Source organism: Conchiformibius kuhniae DSM 17694, from assembly GCF_000428785.1.
GTDB classification, from domain to species: Bacteria; Pseudomonadota; Gammaproteobacteria; order Burkholderiales; family Neisseriaceae; genus Conchiformibius; species Conchiformibius kuhniae.
In genome coordinates this window covers 1-18587 of record NZ_AUAP01000028.1, presented here as the reverse complement: position 1 = coordinate 18587, position 18587 = coordinate 1, and the positions used below count along the sequence as shown (strand labels likewise).

Sequence of the window (18587 nt, the reverse complement as noted above, 5' to 3'; positions counted from 1 at the left end):
ATATAAAACATGGGGCGTTGGTATTCGTTCAAAGGTTGGTGTACTACATACAGCCCGAAAGGTGCGTCATCACCCGCGTTGTCGGAATCGTCTTTTTGGAATATGACGGGGATTTGCCAAATGGCAGTCAATTGTTCGGGGGTATATTGGTACAGGCATTCGTCCAGAAAGCCGGTTTGGTACATCTGTTTGATTAAGTCATCGCGGTTTTCTGCTTTGTGGAGCTTTTGGGAACAGGTGTTTTTGTTTGGCTGATTGGCGGCGGTGCAGCCGCAAAATATCAGGGCGGCGAGCAAGGCGGGGAGATATTTGTTCGGCATGGCGGTTTGGCTCTTTCGGTAAGGCGGAGTGTGATTTTGAATAGTTGGGGGAGCAGGTGAAACAATGCGGTACGGTCAAAATCACAAACCGTCCGCATCACCAACGATACGGACGGTTTGGCATCATTGCCCCGAACGGAAGGCTTCGCGCATTTCCCTGTCCAAACGCGCGGTGCGGCGCAGCATCAGGTAATTGAGCGCAATCACCAGCGTGCCGACAATCGCAATCATAATGGTTGCCAACACGTTCATTTCGGGATTCAAGCCCAAACGCACTTTGGAGAAAATCAATTGCGGCAGGGTGGTCGAGCCGGGCCCCGACAGGAAGGACGTAATCACCAAATCGTCCAGCGACAGCGTTACCCCCAGCAAAAAGCCCGATGCGATGGCAGGCGCCACCAAAGGCAGGGTAATCACCCAAAAGATTTTCAAGGGACGCGCCCCCAAGTCCATTGCCGCTTCTTCCAAAGATTGGTCAAGCTCCATCAGGCGCGAACGGATGACCACCGTAATATACGCCATGCACAAAGTGGTGTGTCCCAAAAAGATGGTGAGAAAACCACGGTCGAGCCACGCGGCGGCGGATTCGCCCATTGCCGCCTGAATCAGGGTTTGCACTTCGATAATCAGCAGCAGCATCGACAAACCCGTAATCACGTCCGGCATCACCATCGGTGCGGACACCATGCCCGCAAACAGCGTGCTGCCGCGAAAGCGTTTAATCCGCGCCAGCGCGTAGCCCGCCATCGTGCCGAGCGCCACCGCCGCCAAAGACGACACCACCGCAATGCGCAACGACAGCCAAGCCGCGCTTAAAATCTGGTCGTCATTGAGCAGCTCGCCGTACCATTTGGTGGAAAAGCCGCCCCACACCGTTACCAGCTTGGAATCGTTGAACGAATACACCACCAAGATAATCAGGGGGATATACAGAAACGCCAAGCCCATGCCCAAAACGGCTTTCAAAAACCACGACATTTTTGCCTGTTGCATCATTTGCTTCCTTCTTCAAGCTCGCGTTCTTCATAACGCTGGAACAGCGCAATCGGCACCACCAGCAGCAACACCATCACCACCGCCACCGCCGCCGCCAACGGCCAGTTGTTCTGGTCAAAAAACGCCTGCCACAACACCTTGCCAATCATCAGATTGTCGGGGCCGCCCACCAGCTCGGGAATCACATATTCGCCCACACAGGGAATAAACACCAGCATCGAGCCTGCCACAATCCCCGTTTTGGAAAGCGGCAGGGTGATGGTGAGAAACGCCTTAACCGGATGCGCCCCCAAATCCGCCGCCGCTTCCAGCAAGCGCCCGTCCAGCTTCACCAACTGCGTGTAAAGCGGCAGCACCATAAACGGCAAATAGGCGTACACCATCACCAACACCAGCGAAAAGCTGTTGTAAAACAAATCCAAAGGCTGGCTAATCCAACCCCATTTCAATAAATAATTGTTGATGATGCCGTTTTGCCCCAGCAAGCCCATCCACGCATACACGCGCAGCAGGAACGATGTCCAAAACGGCAGCATAATCGCCAGCAGCAGGGTGTTGCGGATGGAAGGTTTGGCGCGGGCGATGGCATATGCCATCGGGTAGCCGAGCAGCAGGCAAATGACGGTGGTCATCAGCGCGGTTTTGACCGACAGCCAATAGGTGAGCAGATAGATGTTGTCGCCGTTGCCCGCCGCAAAAGGGTTGAGCAGCGCGGCAAGCGATGAGCCGAAATCGGCAAACATATCCTGATAATTCTGCCACACCCAATGCAGCTTGCCCTGTTCGTCAAACAGGGGCGTAAACGGCGGAATCGCCAACGCCTGTTCGGCAAAGCTGATTTTCAACACAATGAAAAACGGTACCAAAAACAGCAGCAGCAGCCACACAAACGGTACGCCGATAACCATTTTGCGGCCGGGACGCAAACGGCGTTTGATATTCACGGACATTTCAGGCAGCCTCCATTTTTAACGCGTCAAAGGCGTGGGTTGGTTTTCCGGCCAATCCAGATACACTTCTTCGTCCCAAGTCGGCGGCGTGAGATTGCGGACGTACCAATACGGCGCGGGCACTTGGCTTTTGATGATGCGTCCGCCCGGCATCTGCACGTGGTAAATGGCAAAACTGCCCAAATAGGCGATTTCCTTCACCGTGCCTTTCGCCCAGTTATGCGTGTCGCGGTGGGCGGGCTTTTCCTTGTGCAAATCAATGTCTTCGGGGCGGATGGAAATCCATACGGTTTGACCGTTTTCCGCTTCAAATTTTTGGTCGGTGTAGATTTTGGCGGGCAGTTCGGGGCAGTCCACCAAAGCGTGTCCATCGTCTTTGTGGACGACTTTGCCTTCAAAAATATTGGTTTCACCGATAAATTCGGCGGTGAAACGGCTGTTCGGATAGTCGTAAACCTCGCTGGGCGTGCCGACCTGTTTCAACTCGCCGTCCGACATAATCGCCACGCGGTCGGCCATCGTCATCGCTTCTTCTTGGTCGTGCGTTACCATAATGCAGGTTACGCCCACTTTTTCCAGCGTGTTCACCAGCTCAAGCTGGGTTTGCTGGCGCAGTTTTTTGTCCAACGCGCCCAAAGGCTCGTCCAACAGCAATAATTTGGGGCGTTTTGCCAAAGAACGCGCCAAGGCCACGCGCTGTTGCTGGCCGCCGGAAAGCTGGTGCGGTTTGCGTTTGGCGTATTTCACCATTTGCACGAGGCGCAGCATTTCTTCCACGCGGGCGGCGATTTCGTCTTTGGGGAGTTTGTCTTGTTTCAGACCGAAAGCGATGTTTTGTTCCACCGTCATGTGCGGGAACAGCGCGTAGCTTTGAAACATCATGTTGATGGGGCGGTCGTAGGGGGCGAGTTTGGTGATGTCCTGCCCGTCCAGAATGATGTGTCCGCCAGACGGGGTTTCCATGCCCGCCAGCATGCGCAGCAGGGTGGATTTGCCGCTTCCCGAACTGCCCAGCAGGGCGAAAATTTCGTGTTGGTTGATGTCCAAATCAATGGCATTGACGGCGGTATTGTCGCCAAATTTTTTTACCAGACTTTTGATTTGCAGATAGGGTGTACTCATGGGCAGAACTCCGCATAAGGCGTGCCGCAGGGTGCGGGCACGGGTGGCAAACACGCTGTTTGGGTGCTTTGGACAGCAAAAGATTTCTGTTTAACGGCGGGTGGACAGCAGAAAAATCAAAAACCGACTATTCTAGCGTGGAGACGGTGTCAGGGCAAGGCGTATGCGGACGGGACGGGGCGGGTAGCGGCGCGATTGCGTCTGTTCGGGCGGGGTTGTCGCGTATCACGCCGCGCCCGATGCGGCAGGGCAAAACGGTGTAGGCGTCCAAAGCGGCTTGGAAATTGTCAAAAGTCAGGGTGTGTGCGCCAAAACGGTGCAGATGGGCGGTGTGTTGCTGGCAGTCAATCAGGCGGATGCCGCATTGTGCCAAATAGGGAACGGCGCAGGCAAAGGCGGTTTTGGAAGCGTCGGGCAGCCGTGCGAACATGGATTCGCCGTAAAACACCGCGCCGATTTGCACGCCGTACAAACCGCCCGCCAAAATTTCCCTGCCCGTGCGGTCGCGCCGCCAGCATTCAAACGAATGGGCATGCCCGATGCGGTGCAAAGCGGTGTAGGCGGTTTGGAAAGCGGGGGCAATCCATGTGCCGTCCTGTTCGGGGCGCGGCACGGCGGCGCACGCGGCAATCACGGCGGCAAAATCCCGATTGACGGTAATGCGGTAGGCGGTATTGCGCAGGGTTTTGGCAAGCGAACGGGGAATGTGCAGACCTTCGGGGCGCAGCACGGCGCGGGGTGCGGTGGCGAACCAGTAAAAATAATCGCGGTCGCTGTACCACGGGAAGATGCCGCGCCGGTAGGCTGCCAAAATCCGTTGCGCATCAAGGCGGTCGGTGGCGCAAACCGGCGCGTGTTCCGCCCGTGCCAAAGCGGGGCGCGGGTCGGGGAAATCATCGTGGCGCGACAACAGGGGCAGGTGCATGGTTTATCTTTTGTTGCGGCGTTCTTTTTTCTGGCAATCGGCGCACACGCCGTACAGATACAGGGAATGGTCGACCACGCGGTAGCCGTTTTCTTCGGCGATGCGTGCCTGCATGGCTTCCATTTCTTTGTTTTGAAACTCGGTAATCAGCCCGCATTGCACGCACATGATGTGGTCGTGCTCTTCCTGATTGAGTTCGTAAACGGCTTTGCCGCCTTCAAAATGGTGGCGGATGAGAATGCCTGCCTGTTCGAATTGGGTCAAAACGCGGTAAATGGTGGCCACGCCCACTTCCACGCCTTCGGCAAGCAAAATGCGGTACACGTCTTCTGCGCTCAAATGGCGTTCGGTTTCGCGCTCGGCGTAGGTTTCAAACAAATCCAAAATTTTCAGGCGCGGGCCGGTTACTTTCAAGCCGTTGTTTTTCAGTTGGGAAATATTGTTCATTGCGATGCCTTGTCGTCTGTTTGCAAGTTGGGGCATCATACGCATTTTTGCGTTTGTTGCCCATGTTTGACGGTAATAAAAGTTTTTTATGATTGGCGGCGGGCGTTTACGCTTCCAAAGCGGCTTGCAAACGGCGGTAAACCTCGTCGCTGTCGAACTGTTTGGCAATCAGCTCGAAACGGCTGTCGCGCCGCCACGAAACCTGATTCGCGCCCCATGCGCCGTCCGTCCAGTTGAGCCACACCCATGTGTCCATCACTTGAAACACGCCTTTGGCGCGAACCAAGCCTTGTGCCAAAGACGGCAGTTCGTCAAAAAAGCGGCACAGGCGTTCGCCGTCAAAGTTTTGTCCGGCGGGAAAGGTGTAGCCTTGCGATTGGAAGCCTTGCGTGTTGTCGGGCAGGGCTTTGATGCGGTAGCGCGGTTTTTCGACAACGGGGGTGTCGAGCCATGCGATTTGCGCTTGTGCCTGTTCGACTTCGGCAATCAGGGCTTTGGGCGGAAACAGGGTGGCGGCGCGTTTGCGGAATTGTGCCAGCTCTTCGGGGGAGCACAGGTCGGTTTTGCTTGCCAGCAGTACGTCGCACACGCCGATTTGGTCTTGGTAGAGCGGGTTGCGGGCAAATTCGGGGTTGATGAATTGGCGCGGGTCGACCACGGTAAACACGGCGGCGATGTCCAAGCGGTCGCGGAAGGCGGGGGCTTTGAGTTCGTCGATGACGCCGGCGGCGTGCGCCAAGCCGCTCGCTTCAATCATGATGCGGTCGGGGCGGTTTTGGCGCAGCATGGTGTCGAGGGTTTGCCCCATTTGTGCGCCGGCGGCGCAGCACAGGCAGCCGCCGGAAATTTCGGCAACGGGAATGCCGTTGTCGCCCAATACCGCGCCGTCGATGCCGATTTCGCCAAATTCATTGACGACAATCAGCCATTGCTCGGCGGGGTCTTTTTGTGCCATCAGGCTGCGCAGGGCGGTGGTTTTGCCCGTGCCGAGAAAGCCGGTAATCAGGTGGACGCGGATTTTTGGCGGATTCAGTTTTGACATTTTTGGCACACTCCGGTTAAAACAACGTGTTCTTCTTTGAGCCTGAAGCCCGATGCGGCGGCGCCGGCGCGCAGTGCCGACCATTCGCGCATCAGGCTTTGTTCGTCTGCCGCGCCGCATTCGGCGCACACCAGAATAAAGCTGCTTTCGTGTCCGTGTCCGCAATCGTGGTCGCATTGGTGTTGGGTGTGGCTGCACAAAATATAGCCGTTTACGGCGGGAATTTTGTGCAGCACGCCTTGTTCCGCCCAAAAGTCCAAAGCGCGGTAGGCGGTGGGCGGGGCAACGGCTTGGCGGCTGTCGCGCTGCATTTGCGCCAACACGGTGTAGGCTTTAATCACGCCGTCAAATTGCAGCACGATGTCCAATACCTGTTCGCGCAACGGGGTGATTTGCGCCCCTTTGCTGCGGCATTGGTCGAGAATGGTTTGTTTGATGCTCATGGTATTCCTTCATACCCAATAATAGCGCACCACATGGAAAAACACGGGCGCGGCAAAGCAGATGCCGTCCACACGGTCGAGCATGCCGCCGCGCAGATTGTTGCTGCGCCCCCAGTTTTGCACGCCGTGGCTGCGCTTGATGCCCGACATCACCAAAGAGCCGAAAAAGCCCATCACCGCCACCAGCAGCCCGATGGCCGCCGCCTGCACGGGGCTGAACGGGGTGATGCGGTACAGCGATGCCGCCAGTGCCGTTGCGCCGGCAATGCCGCCGAGCGTGCCCCACACGGTGGCATCGGGCGAGAGCGCGGGCATGATTTTTTTGCCGCCGAACAGCGTTTGCAGCGCGTATTGCAAAACATCGCCCGTCTGCACCACCACAATCATGAAAATCAACAGCAAAATATTGCGCTCTTCAAAGCCCCGTATGGGCAGGGTCATGATGGCGGGAACGTGCGAGAGGCAAAACACGGTAATCATCGCGCCCCATTGGATTTTGGCGGTGCGCTCGAACAGCCCCGCCGTTTGCCCCGAAAACGCGCCGATAACGGGCAGCAGCAAAAACGCATACACGGGAATCAGCGTGGCAAACATGCCGTACCAGTCAATCAGCACAAAATAATACTGCAAAGGCAGCAGCAGGTAAAAACACGCGGCAATGGCGTTGTGGTCGCTACGGCGGCGGTAAATCAGCGTCATAAACTCGCGCAGCGCGGCAAACGAAATCAGAAAAAACAAAAACGTCGTGCCGATGATGTGAAACCAAAACGCAAACAGCAGCACCACCATAATCGCCCACCACGCCGAAACGCGGCGGTTCAAATCGTCCACATTGCGGTTGTCGGGAAGGCGGCGCTTGAGCTGTGCGCCGACAAACGTTGCCAGCAACAGCACGGCGAAAATGCCGAAAAACACAAATCCCGCCTGAATCGGCAAGGCCTGATGAATGCCGTCCATTTACTGTTCCTTTCCGGAGCCGGGCAAGCCGGTTTGACGGTAATCCGTATGCGGTGCGGGCGCGGGCAGCAAACGCTTGCTTTCGGGCGCCAGTGCCAGCAGCGCATCGCGGGCGCGGGCGAGAAAGGCATCTTTTTCCTCGCCCGGAAAAAGCTGGATTTCCCCGCCGATGTTCACATCGCAGATAATCGGCACGGGCAGCAGCTTGCCTTTGGGCAGCACGCGGTTGATGTTGTCAATCCAAATCGGAATGAATTTGACATCGGGGTTTTCCCGTGCCAAATGGTAGATGCCGCTTTTAAACGGCAGCAGCAGCACGTCGTCATCGGTGTTGCGCGTGCCTTCGGGAAAAATAATCAGCGAAGACCCCTGCCGCAGGGCTTCGCCCATTTGCGCGGTAACGGCTTGGGGCGAACCGCCTTTGCGGTCGATGAGCAGGGCGCGGAACACGTTTTGAATCAGAAAACGGCGCACGCGCCCGCCCAGCCAATAGTCGGCGCCGGCAACGGGGCGCACCACATCGCGCCAACGCTGCGGCAGCGAAATCCACACCAGCATGAAATCGCCATGGCTGGCATGATTGGCAAAATACACCTTTTTTTCGGGCGAAAAATCCAAATCGCCTTCAAACTTCGGGCGCACGCCGGTGATGAACGACACGAAAAACGACAAACACGCGTCAATCGCGGCGGCGCACAGCCGTTGCGGCAGGGGCGGTCGGGAAACGGGAACGGTCATGGAAGCACTCCGCCGGCATCAGCCGCGCTTGACCGCCGCTTGCAGACGGTTGGCGATGTGTTCTGCCAAAAAGGCGCGTTTTTCCCAAAAAAAGCCCTGAAACTTGGTCAAAGGATAAAATTTGCGCAACATGGCGGGCAGCCCCGCATACAGCAGCGCGGCGATTTCGCGGTTGAGCGTTTCATCGTTCATGGCGCTGTGCAGGTCGGTTTCGCGCTGTGCCAGCAAATCGGTGATTTGGCGTTTGACGTGGTTGCTGATTTCAAATTGGTTAATCATGTTCGTTGTCCTGTTGGGAAGGGTGAAAAAGCGCGCGCAGGGAGTCAAAACGCTTGTGGTATTTGACTTCGCCGCCGGAAGATTGTGTGCCGATACGCAAAATGCCCTGTATCGAGCGGGTAAGCTGGTAAACCAGCTTGGCAGACTGGCTGGCATCGCCCAAGCCCGCTTCGTAGCCCAGATACAGGTTTTGCGTGAGCTGCTTGCCGAAGGTGAGGACTTGTTGGGCGGGGTTCATTTCGCCGGTTTGGGCGTTGCGGTTTTGGCGGCTGGTGAGTCCGAAGTCGTCCACCAAGCCGATGCGGTCGTTCAGGTTGCCCGCCAGCCACGCGCTGGCGGCGGTGGCAAGGGTGGCTTCGTCTGCGCTGCTGCCACTGCTGGCGCGGTTGAGAATCAGCCATGAGAGTTTGTCTTTTTCGCTCATGGGCCGGTCGGCAACCAAGCTGATGCGCGGGTGGTTCAGGTTGCCCAATACTTCCACGCCCGCGCCGACGGGCGAATTGCGCCGTTTGGCACGGATGTTGAGGTTGGGGCTGTCGAGCGGGCCGACAAAGGAGATGATGCCTTTGCCGATAATCAGGTCTTGTCCGTAGGCTTTGTATTGTCCTTTGACGACGTGGACGCTGCCGGTGGCGCGGATGTTTTGGTTGGGGCGGGCGGCAAGGGTGAGTTTGCCGCCGAGCGTAACGTTCAGACCTTGTCCGCTAAAGTGGAAACGGTCGTTCAAATCAAAGTTCAGGTTGAGGTTGAGCGGGGTGCCGGCGGCGGTTTCGGGCTTGGTTTCGCCCAATACGACCACGTCGTCGTCGAGGGTGGGGGCGCTGCTTTCCTGAAAGCCGAAGCGTCCTTCGTCGGCACGCAGGTTGCCGTCCAGCGAGAACAGTTTGCCGTTGTAGGAGAGTTTGCCTTTGCCGCTGAGGGTGAGGCGGCGGTCGGGCTGGTCGAGGACGGGGTAGCGGTTGAAGACGATGTCGGCGCCGATGTCGGGCTCTGTGCGCCCGTAGTCTGCCGCGCCTTGCAGGGTGAGTGTGCCGCCGCCTTGCCGGAAGGTGAGGGCGTCAATCAGCCAACGGCGGTCTTGCAGGCGCGATTGGAGGGTGCCGTTGCTTAAAATCACGCCCACGTCGCGGTTGCGGTAATACAGGTTTTCGCCGTTAATCGTGCCGTGCAGTTTGGGGGCGTCGAGCGTGCCGGCGAATTGGGCTTGGGCGCGGATGCGTCCGCGCACGGATTGTCCTACGGGCAGCAGGTTGCGCAGGGTGTCCAGTTCGTCCACCGCCACGTTGATGCTGCCGCCGATGGGTGCTTTGGCAAATGCGCCCGCGCCGAAGGCTTGCAGGATATTGAAATCGCCCTGTGTTTTGCCGTAGCGCACGTCGCCGGAGAAGCGGCTCAAGATGCCGCGCGCGCTGATTTCGGTACGCAATACGAAGTTTTTCAGACCCAGTTGCGGTTTGCGGTTGGTGGGCAGGGTGATGTCGCCGCTTTGTTGGCGCACGTTCAGGTAGCCGCGCGGGCTTTGTCCGTATGCCAAATCCCAGTCGCCCGCCAAAACGAGGTTGTGTTCTACGGGCGGGGTGTAGAAGTTGTGCAGTTGGCTGAAATGCAGGCGGTCGGCGCGTCCTTTGGTGGTGAGCCCCTGCTGCGGGTCCCACACGAAGCGTTCCAAGTGCAGCCCGCCGCCCAATGCCCGCCAGTCGGCCGCGCCCAAGACCACGCGTTGGGCGCCCGCTTCCAAGCGCATGGGGCGGTTCAGGTGCAGGTTGAGCGCACCGGCAAGGTCGAGCGTGCCGACCGTGCCGTGCCATTGGTTTTGGGCGTTTAATCCGCCGTTGGCGGCGAGTTTGAGCTTGAGCGGTTTGCCGTCGATTTTCAAGCCGGCATCGGCACGCAAACGGTGCTGTCCGAGCAGTCCTTCCAGCGAGGCGTCGATTTCGTCCACCACCGTGCCGCCCGCCGCCAAGCCTTTGCCGCGCAGCAGCACGTTGAGCGGGCGCGAGGTGTCGGGCGAACCGTTTGCGCGGAAATCCAAAGTGTTCAGGCGCACGTCGCCGGGCAGCACCACGTTCCGTGCCTGACCTTCCAGCGCGGCATCGATTTTCGTCCAGCCGTCTGCCACGGTGGACACCGTGCCTTTGGCAGACAATGCCCCGCGCATGCCGAAGCCGAACTGCTGCAATTCGGGCGCGTTGATGTTCAGGCGCAGCACATTGCCGCGCTTGCCGAAGCTGCCTTGCGTAAACAGCTCGTTCGCGCCCAAGCGGATTTGCGTGTCGGCGCGGCTCAAATGGTTGTTTTCATAGCTGACCTTGCCCGTTCCCGACAAAGACGCGCCCTGTATTGCGGAAGGCTGGAGTGCCAATTCCGCATGAAACGCGGTTTTTGCCAACTCGCCCGTGAGCTTCACCTGCCCGTTGATGCTGCCTTCGGGCAGGGACGGATAAAGTTTGCGCGGATTGAATGCGCTGCTGACGACATTTGCCTGCACACGCTGCTGTTTGAACAATTCCAAGCCCGCCGCCAGATTGAGTTTGCCGCCGCCGGGCGGCAGGATTTCGCCCTGCTCCAGCAGCAGGGTTTGCTGACCGTGCTTTTTGTCGGTGAGCAGCTTGAGCAGCCCCGACGTTTTGGCAAACCCCGTGTCCAGCTTGAACGCCGCTTGCGGCGCGGCAAACGTGCCGCCCAGATGCACCGTGCCGTTCAACTGTCCGGCAAAATCTTGGGCGAGCAGGTCGGCGGCGCTCAGGTTTTCCACCGCCGTGTTCAGGCTCAGCGTCTGCTTCAGCGTGTAAATGCCGCCCTGTGCGCGAATCACGCCGCGCCGCATCAAATGCGCTTCCAAATTTTCGATTTCCACCGCGCCGCTTTCGTTTACGGCAAAACGCCCCTGTAGCGAACGGACGGGAATGCCCTGACGGTCGGCGGCGGCGGGTGCATCATTACGCAGATAAATTTCCCCATCCAAACCCGCCGTTGCCCCGTCCAAATCGGGGACGACGTCGGCGGTAAAATTCAAATCGGCTTTGGGCAGCGTGTCCCAAAACGCATGGGGGCTGATGCCCGCGCCCGCCAGCTTGACGTGTCCGATGCGCTGTCCCAAAGTTTCGGCAAACGGGCGCAGCGCCGTATCCGCCCGCAAAGACACGCCGTTGCCCGCCAAATCGGTTTTCAGCGTGATTTCGCCCAAATTCCCCGCCAAATCAACGCGGTTTTCAATGGCGATGCCGTCCAGCTCGCCCTGCGAATCCAAACGCCCCGCCAGCTTGAACGGCGCGGCGGCTTCGGCACGCAGCGTGCCTTTGCTTTCCGACCACGGCGTTTGCAGCGACAACACTTCCGCACGGTGTTCGCGGTGGTCGTAGCGGTAGCTTGCCGATACGCCGTGCAGCAGCACCGTTTCGCCCTGCGTGATGCGCCCCGTCTGTATCTGCTTGATGCTCACGGCAAACGGCAGCGCGAGGCTGTCGGGCATTTGCGGCGGGGTCGGGTCGTCCGGTTTGGGCGGAACGGGCTTGGGGGTGATGATGATGTCGCCTGCAGCCAGCTTGTCAATCAAAACGTGCTTGTCCCACAGCGCGGACGACTGCCACGCCAGCGTGAAACGGTCGGTATCGATGTCGGCGGATTCGGTTTCGATGTGCCAGCCGGTGCCGGAAAAGCCGTGCCACAGCGTTCCGGAAACCTGCTTGGCGCGAATGCGTAGCGGCGCATCCAGCTTTTGCGGCGCGTCAAACAGCGCAAAACGCAGCCCGCTTTCCGTTGCCAGCAGCCACCACGCCCCGCCGCCGAGCGCAAGCAGCAGCACCAGCGCCAACAGCAGCAACACCCGCAGCAGGCGCAGCAAAGGACGGCGTTTGCGCGGCGGCGGCGGGTTTTTGCGCGACTCGATTCTCGCCACGATTTCGTCAAAAGGCATGGCGGGTTTGCGGGGGACGTGCGGCGCACTCATGGGCATGAAAACGGACGGTTGGCAAAAGCGCCGATTATAACGCAAACCGTGCGGGCTGTTCCGCACAATCGGCGGGAAAACGGTGTTAAAATTTGCCCTTTCCAACCGAATGTGCGCCTGTTTGTCATGATGCCCGCTTTCCGACTGTCTTTACTGTTTCTCGCCCTGCTGTCGGCGTTTGCCCGTGCAGAAGGCGAAGCTGCGCCGCCGTCCGCGTCCGAAAAAAAATCCGCCAAAAAAACCGAAAACGCCAAAAACGCCAAACGCGAACCGAAATACCCCGTTGCCGTCCACACGGGCAACGCCGAAATGAACGAACTGCTGCAAACCCACCTGCCGCTCATCCACTACCAGCGTCAGGAAGAGCTGGACAAAGAGCAAATCGGCTATCTGGTGGACGATGCCCCCAACGATGCGCGCAACCTGCTGCGTACCGAAGGCTATTTCAACACCGACATCAAAATCGCCCCGCAGGGCGAAGGCTACCGTTTGGACGCGCAACTGGGCAAGCGCACCCGCATCGACAATGTCAGCGTTGCCATCACGGGCGCGATTGTGGCAGACGAAGATTTGGGCGCTTATTACAAAAACGCCGTTGCCGGTTGGAAATTGCCGGTGGGCAGCCCGTTCCGTCAGGAAGATTGGTCGGCGAGCAAAACTTCGGTACTCACGGCGGTAACGCGCAAAAAATACCCTTTGGCAAAATTGTCGCACACGCGGGCAACGGTAAACCCGCAAAACCAAACCGCCGATTTGAGCGTGAGCGTGGAAAGCGGCGAAGCGGTGTATTTCGGCGACTTGGACATTTCCGGTACGCGCCGCTATCCCGACAGCGTGGTGCGCGGCTTGGCAAACTTCAAAACCGGCGACCCCTACGATTTGGACAAGCTGCTCGATTACCAGCAGGCTTTGGAAAACAACAGCCACTACGCGGGCGCATCGGTGCAGGCGGATTTTGACGGCATCCGCGAAGGGCGCGTGCCGGTGAAAGTGTCGGTGTCGGAGTTGAAAAAACAGAAATTTGAAGCGGGTTTGCGCTTTGATTCCGAATACGGCTTGGGCGGCAATGTCGGTTACGACCACTACAATCTGTTTAATCGCGGCTATGTCGGCTCGGTGTTTGTCGAAGCCGACCGCTACCAAACCACCGTCAGCGCGGGCGTGAGCCAGCCGCGCAACAACAAGGGCAACTACTTCACTTCCAACCTTGCCTACAACCGCAGCACCACCCAAAAGCTGGAACAACGCGCATGGAAAGGCGGGATTTGGCAGGTGCGCGAGCGCGGCAACACCGAAATCCGCTACGGCGTGGAATTTATCGCCGAAGACAGCAAAATTCCCGACAGCCAAACCGTATTGGGCAAAAGCCACGCCACCTTGCTCACCGCATCGTGGAAACGCCAAAACATCGAAACGCAAATGCGCCCCGCCAACGGCTATTATTTTGACGGCAAAATCGGCACGACGTTGGGCAAATTGTTTTCATCGGCGTTTACCGTGCGCGGACGGGCAAGCGCGGGCTACTACTTTACGCCGGAAAACAAAAAACTCGGCACGCTCGCCCTGCGCGGCAATCTGGGCTATGTGTACACCAACGAAAAAGAAGCGGCGGGCGAAGTGCCTTCGGGCCTGATGTTCCGCACGGGGGGTGCGTCCAGCGTGCGCGGCTACGAATTGGACAGCATCGGACGGCGCATTGCCGACAGCCAAGCGGTGTTGCCCGACCGTGCCATGGCGGTGGCGAGTGCCGAATACCAATATCCGATTAAAGACAGCTTCGCCCTTGCCGTGTTTCACGATGCGGGGGGCGTGGCGCGGAATTTCAAAAGCCTTTCTTTCAAGCACGGCACGGGCGTGGGCGTGCGCTGGTTCAGCCCCGTTGCGCCGTTTTCGTTTGATGTGGCATACGGGCATCAGGACAGGCGTTTGCGTTGGCACATCAGCTTGGGGACGCGGTTTTAGGCGTTGGGTCGGGGCAATTGACCGAAAAACCTTTGCACCGTCATGCCCGCGCAGGCGGAAATCCATTGCCTGATGTTTGTGAAGCGATGTTTTATCCATGCTTTTTGAAACGTATTTTGGATTTTTGCTTGCGCGGGCATGACGGTGCCGTGTTTTTCGGTCAATCGATGACAGGCTTTGGCAGGAGATAAAGAAAGACGGATACGGAAAAACCGCCGCTTGAAATAAGCGGCGGCTGGGGGATTTGGTTGCGGGGGCAGGATTCGAACCTACGACCTTCGGGTTATGAGCCCGACGAGCTACCATGCTGCTCCACCCCGCGTCTGAAGTTGCGAACTATACCCGCTTTGGCAGGCTGTGTCAAGGCTTTCGTGTTAAAAATGGTAAAATCGGTTACAATAAGCGTTCAAAATTTTGCCAAGTGCGGCAAATAGTGATTGATGTGGCCGCGTTTGTCGTCAAAATGCCTTTTCGGTTTGAAACCCTGCCGTTTGCGGCGGTAAAATAAGCCGGTGGTTCGGGCGGGGGCAGCACGTCCGAATCGGGGCAAGGCGCGGGGCGGTGCTTTGTGTGCAGCCTTGTGGGTTGAAACATCTTAAATCAATACGGGGGTGCGGCAAGGCGCGGCACCGGTTCGGGCAAACTTTTGGGAATACGAATCAAAAATCATGCAACGAAAATACATTGCGGCATTGGTCGCGGGCTGCGTGTGGCTGGCGGGCTGTTCCGGCGGCGATACGGCGGTTGTGCCGCCGTCTGCCGCCGTTTCTGCGGCTGCGGCGCACCACCCTTTGTGCGAAATCGACGACAACAGCATCGGCGGCATTCCGTTGGGCACGTCGCTGGAGCAGGTGCGCCAGTCGTTTCCGCACGCCGTGCTGACGCCCGTTACCGATGCCGAAGGCGTGGGCTTTACCATGATTAAACTCAATGCCGATGTGGAAATCGCTGCCTATACCGACCAGCAGGAAAACCCCGCCGCGCCGATTACCTATCTGGACACCGCTTCCAAAGCCTGTAAAACCGCACAGGGCGTCCACCCTGAAATGCTGTTGGAAACCGCCGAACAACGCTACGGCAGGGTCGAACAAATCGTGTTGAGCGAAATCGAAAGCCGCCAAACGGCAGAGTTTGCCCGCCAGCCCGCCACGATGTCGTTCCGCATCGACGATTCGGGCGCGTTTGACGAAGACGACACCGACCTGCCCAAAACCACCACCGAATATCAGGAAGGGGCAAAAGTCCACAGCATTGCCGTGTTTGCCCTGCCGGACGGCGAATAACCGGTTTTCAGGCTGCTTCCCGAATACACACCATCACAAGGATACCGACATGTTTTCATTTATGTTTTCATTCGCACGCCTGTGCTGCCTGCCGCTTCTGCTGCTGCCGCTTGCCGCCGCCGCAGGCAGCGTGCGCCCCCCGCAACATTACGACTGCCAAGCCCCCGACAGCCGCGCCAAAATGCGCCGCAGCGCCTGCACCGCCTACGAAACCGTTTCCTCGCCGATGAAGCGCGACAACGGTGAAATTTGGTATCAGCGCAGCCTGCATTTCACGCTGGCAGACGGCCGCACCTACACCGTCGGCGCCGCCTATCCCGCCGCCGCGCCCCACCGCAAAACCCTGACCCTGAACGGCGAAACCGCCAAACGCGGCAAAAAAGGCTGCCTGAAAACCGCCGCCGCCGCATTTTGCTACCGCAAAGCACGCAAACCCGACTTTTAGAGAAACACACCATGTTCAAAAACCTATTGATTGTCGAATCTCCCAACAAAATCAAATCCGTCAAAAAATACTTGGGCGGCGAATTTGAAGTCTTGGCCTCATTCGGGCATGTGCGCGACCTGATTCCCAAAAACGGCGCGGTGGACCCCGAAAACGACTTTGCGATGAAATACCAAATCATCGCCAAAAACAGCAAACACGTTGATGCCATCGTTGCCGCCGCCCGCGAAGCCGAACACATCTACCTCGCCACCGACCCCGACCGCGAGGGCGAAGCGATTTCGTGGCACATCTACGAAATCCTCAAAGCCAAACGCGGTATGAAAAACATCAGCGACAAAATCCGCCGCGTGGTGTTCCACGAAGTCACCCCAAAAGGCGTTCAGGCAGCCCTGCAAAACCCGCGCGGCCTGGACATCAATCTGGTGGACGCGCAACAAGCCCGCCGCGCCTTGGATTATCTGGTGGGTTTCAATTTGTCGCCCCTGCTGTGGAAAAAAATCCGGCGCGGCTTAAGCGCGGGACGGGTGCAAAGCCCCGCCCTGCGCCTGATTTGCGAACGCGAAAACGAAATCAAAGCCTTCGAATCGCAAGAATACTGGTCGGTGCATCTGGACAGCCACAAAGGGCGTACCAAATTCTCCGCCAAACTGCACCAATGGCAGGGCAACAAACTGGAACAGTTTTCCCTGCCCGATGAAGCCGCGCAAGCCGCCGTGCTGGACGCGCTGGCAGGCAAACCCGCCGCCGTGTCGGACGTAGTCAAAAAGAAAGCCACCCGCAAACCCGCCGCGCCCTACACCACCTCCACCATGCAGCAGGACGCGGTACGCAAACTCGGCTTCACCACCGACCGCACCATGCGCACCGCCCAACAGCTTTTTGAGGGCGTGGACGTGGGGCAGGGCGCGGTCGGTCTGATTACCTATATGCGTACCGACAGCGTTACCCTGTCGCAGGACGCGCTCACCGAAATCCGCCACTATATTGATAACAAAATCGGCGCGGACTTCCTGCCCAAAAGCGCAAAAGTGTATAAAACCAAATCCAAAAACGCCCAAGAAGCACACGAAGCCGTGCGCCCCACCTCCGTTTACCGCTCGCCCGAAAGCGTGAAACCGTTTTTGAGTCCCGACCAGTTCAAGCTCTACCAAATGATTTGGCAGCGCACCGTGGCCTGCCAGATGGCGGACGCGAAATTTGACGCCACCACCGTGGACATCAGCGTGGGCGAGGGCGTGTTCCGCGCAACGGGGCAAGTGCTGGTGTTTGAAGGTTTTTTGAAAGTGTATCAGGAAGGTCAGGACGAAGACGGCGATGACGGGGACAACGGCAAAAAGCTGCCTGAAATGGCGGTGGGCGACGCCCTGCCTGTGGACAAGTTGTACGGCGAACAGCATTTCACCCAGCCGCCGCCGCGTTTCAACGAAGCCACGCTGGTCAAAGCGTTGGAAGAATTCGGCATCGGCCGCCCGTCCACCTACGCCAGCATCATCAAAACGCTGAAAGACCGCGAATACGTTACCGTTGAGCAACGCCGTTTCCAGCCCACCGACACCGGCGACATTGTAAATAAGTTTCTCACCGAGCATTTTACCCAATATGTGGATTACGACTTCACCGCCAAACTGGAAAACCAGCTTGACGATATCGCCAACGGCAAACGGGCGTGGGTGCCGGTGATGGACAAGTTTTGGCAGGGCTTTCACAAACAGGTGGTGGAAAAAGAAGGCATCGAGCGTGCCAAAATCACCACCGAAGATTTGGACGAAACCTGTCCGAAATGCGCCAGCCGGTTGCAAATCAAATTCGGCAAACGCGGACGTTTTATCGCCTGTTCGGGCTATCCCGAATGCGATTACACCCGCAATCTGAACGAAACCGCCGAAGAAGCCGCCAAAGCCGCCGAAGAACCCAGCGTGGTGGAAGGGCGCGATTGTCCGAAATGCGGCGGGCAATTGGTGTACAAACAGGGGCGTTACGGCAAATTTATCGGTTGCGCCCATTATCCGAAATGCAAACACATCGAGCCGCTCGAACCGCCCAAAGACACGGGCGTAGCGTGTCCCGTGTGCGGCAAGGGGCATTTGATTGAGCGCAAATCGCGTTTCGGTACGCCGTTTTACAGTTGCAACACTTATCCCGATTGCAAATACGCGGTGAGCCACCCGCCTTTGGCAGAAAGTTGTCCGCAATGCGGCTGGAAAGTCCTCACCCGCAAAACCACCAAGCGTTGGGGCGTGGAGAAAGTGTGTCCACAAAAAGAATGCGGTTGGAAAGAACAGATTGAGCCGCCCGCGCCGAAAGAATAAAACCGTACTGCTTGAATATTGGTTTCAGGCAGTACGGTTTTTTAACTCTGGGACGTGTCATCAATTGACCGAAAAACTTCTGCACCGTCATTCCCGCGCAGGTGTAGATACCATCTTTCCAGTCAAGCTCCCGTAGCAGAAATTTCCAACTGACGGGACTGATAAACCGTTTGATGCTTCAATACGCCAAAGCAAATATGTACCAATTTACGCATCGCCGCGCCCAATGCCTGCATCGGCGTTTTTTGCCTTTGCAGCAGACGGGCGTATTGGGCGGCAATATCAGGGTTGTATTTCTTTGACACGACCGCAGGCAGATACAAGGCCGCACGCAATACTGCCGAACCTTTTTTGGATAACATCACCCGCCCCCTTTGCTGTCCCGATTCGTGCATTTTCGGCACCAATCCGACAAAT

The 18587-nt window shown here is 57.8% G+C and carries 16 protein-coding genes, 1 tRNA gene and 1 pseudogene; 4 read left to right on the top strand and 14 right to left on the bottom strand.

The window, feature by feature from the left end; genetic code table 11:
* The 12 genes and pseudogenes from G392_RS13095 to G392_RS12535 form a co-directional block, all read right to left on the bottom strand.
* A pseudogene (locus G392_RS13095) lies at positions 1 to 320 on the bottom strand (hypothetical protein); the annotation flags it as partial.
* Between the two features lie 123 nt (positions 321 to 443).
* Positions 444 to 1313 carry an ABC transporter permease subunit gene (locus tag G392_RS0108405; protein ID WP_027009885.1) on the bottom strand — a complete coding sequence of 290 codons (870 nt, stop codon included), beginning with the start codon at positions 1311 to 1313 and terminating at the stop codon, positions 444 to 446.
* On the bottom strand, positions 1313 to 2266 hold the full coding sequence (locus G392_RS0108400; RefSeq protein ID WP_156900864.1) for an ABC transporter permease subunit: 954 nt from the start codon (positions 2264 to 2266) through the stop codon (positions 1313 to 1315). Before G392_RS0108400 ends, G392_RS0108405 begins: the two co-directional genes overlap by 1 nt.
* Before the next feature lie 18 nt (positions 2267 to 2284).
* On the bottom strand, positions 2285 to 3388 hold the full coding sequence (locus tag G392_RS0108395; RefSeq protein WP_027009883.1) for an ABC transporter ATP-binding protein: 1104 nt from the start codon (positions 3386 to 3388) through the stop codon (positions 2285 to 2287).
* Between the two features lie 127 nt (positions 3389 to 3515).
* Positions 3516 to 4313, bottom strand: a complete 798-nt coding sequence (gene aat / locus G392_RS12545) for a leucyl/phenylalanyl-tRNA--protein transferase (protein WP_084165960.1) — start codon at positions 4311 to 4313, stop codon at positions 3516 to 3518.
* Between the two features lie 3 nt (positions 4314 to 4316).
* A complete protein-coding gene (gene fur / locus G392_RS0108385) occupies positions 4317 to 4760 on the bottom strand; it encodes a ferric iron uptake transcriptional regulator (RefSeq protein ID WP_027009882.1) in 444 nt (147 codons plus the stop codon).
* A gap of 106 nt (positions 4761 to 4866) precedes the next feature.
* The gene (locus tag G392_RS0108380) at positions 4867 to 5802 is read right to left on the bottom strand and encodes a CobW family GTP-binding protein (RefSeq protein WP_027009881.1); all 936 of its coding nucleotides are present in this window, start codon (positions 5800 to 5802) and stop codon (positions 4867 to 4869) included.
* Positions 5790 to 6245: a Fur family transcriptional regulator gene (locus G392_RS0108375; RefSeq protein WP_027009880.1), complete on the bottom strand. Its 456-nt coding sequence runs from the start codon at positions 6243 to 6245 to the stop codon at positions 5790 to 5792. The genes G392_RS0108380 and G392_RS0108375 overlap by 13 nt, the downstream gene beginning before the upstream one ends.
* 9 nt (positions 6246 to 6254) lie before the next feature.
* Positions 6255 to 7202, bottom strand: coding sequence for a phosphatidate cytidylyltransferase (locus G392_RS0108370; RefSeq protein WP_027009879.1), 948 nt, complete (start codon positions 7200 to 7202; stop codon positions 6255 to 6257).
* Positions 7203 to 7940, bottom strand: coding sequence for a lysophospholipid acyltransferase family protein (locus G392_RS12540; RefSeq protein WP_051255654.1), 738 nt, complete (start codon positions 7938 to 7940; stop codon positions 7203 to 7205). It lies immediately after the preceding gene.
* 18 nt (positions 7941 to 7958) lie between these two features.
* The gene (locus G392_RS0108360; RefSeq protein ID WP_027009878.1) at positions 7959 to 8219 is read right to left on the bottom strand and encodes a hypothetical protein; all 261 of its coding nucleotides are present in this window, start codon (positions 8217 to 8219) and stop codon (positions 7959 to 7961) included.
* Positions 8212 to 12135, bottom strand: coding sequence for a translocation/assembly module TamB domain-containing protein (locus G392_RS12535; protein WP_034334864.1), 3924 nt, complete (start codon positions 12133 to 12135; stop codon positions 8212 to 8214). The genes G392_RS0108360 and G392_RS12535 overlap by 8 nt, the downstream gene beginning before the upstream one ends.
* A 162-nt stretch (positions 12136 to 12297) precedes the next feature.
* On the opposite strand from G392_RS12535, the gene G392_RS0108350 reads away from it, so the two are divergent.
* The gene (locus G392_RS0108350; RefSeq protein WP_027009877.1) at positions 12298 to 14130 is read left to right on the top strand and encodes an autotransporter assembly complex protein TamA; all 1833 of its coding nucleotides are present in this window, start codon (positions 12298 to 12300) and stop codon (positions 14128 to 14130) included.
* Positions 14131 to 14375: 245 nt separating this feature from the next.
* Here G392_RS0108350 and G392_RS0108340 read toward each other — a convergent pair.
* Positions 14376 to 14452 (bottom strand) — tRNA-Met (locus G392_RS0108340).
* A 346-nt stretch (positions 14453 to 14798) separates the two neighbouring features.
* Between G392_RS0108340 and G392_RS12525 the strand changes: the two genes are divergently transcribed.
* The 3 genes from G392_RS12525 to topA are packed head-to-tail and all read left to right on the top strand — an operon-like array spanning position 14799 to position 18170.
* Entirely contained in the window at positions 14799 to 15413 is a 615-nt protein-coding gene (locus tag G392_RS12525) for a hypothetical protein (RefSeq protein ID WP_051255653.1), read from the top strand.
* Between the two features lie 49 nt (positions 15414 to 15462).
* On the top strand, positions 15463 to 15858 hold the full coding sequence (locus G392_RS0108325) for a hypothetical protein (protein ID WP_156900861.1): 396 nt from the start codon (positions 15463 to 15465) through the stop codon (positions 15856 to 15858).
* 11 nt (positions 15859 to 15869) lie between these two features.
* The gene (topA, locus tag G392_RS0108320) at positions 15870 to 18170 is read left to right on the top strand and encodes a type I DNA topoisomerase (protein ID WP_027009875.1); all 2301 of its coding nucleotides are present in this window, start codon (positions 15870 to 15872) and stop codon (positions 18168 to 18170) included.
* Positions 18171 to 18292: 122 nt separating this feature from the next.
* Here the strand turns inward: topA and G392_RS0108315 are convergent.
* Positions 18293 to 18587: transposase (locus tag G392_RS0108315; protein ID WP_027009874.1), on the bottom strand; the 295-nt coding region annotated here is incomplete at its 5' end.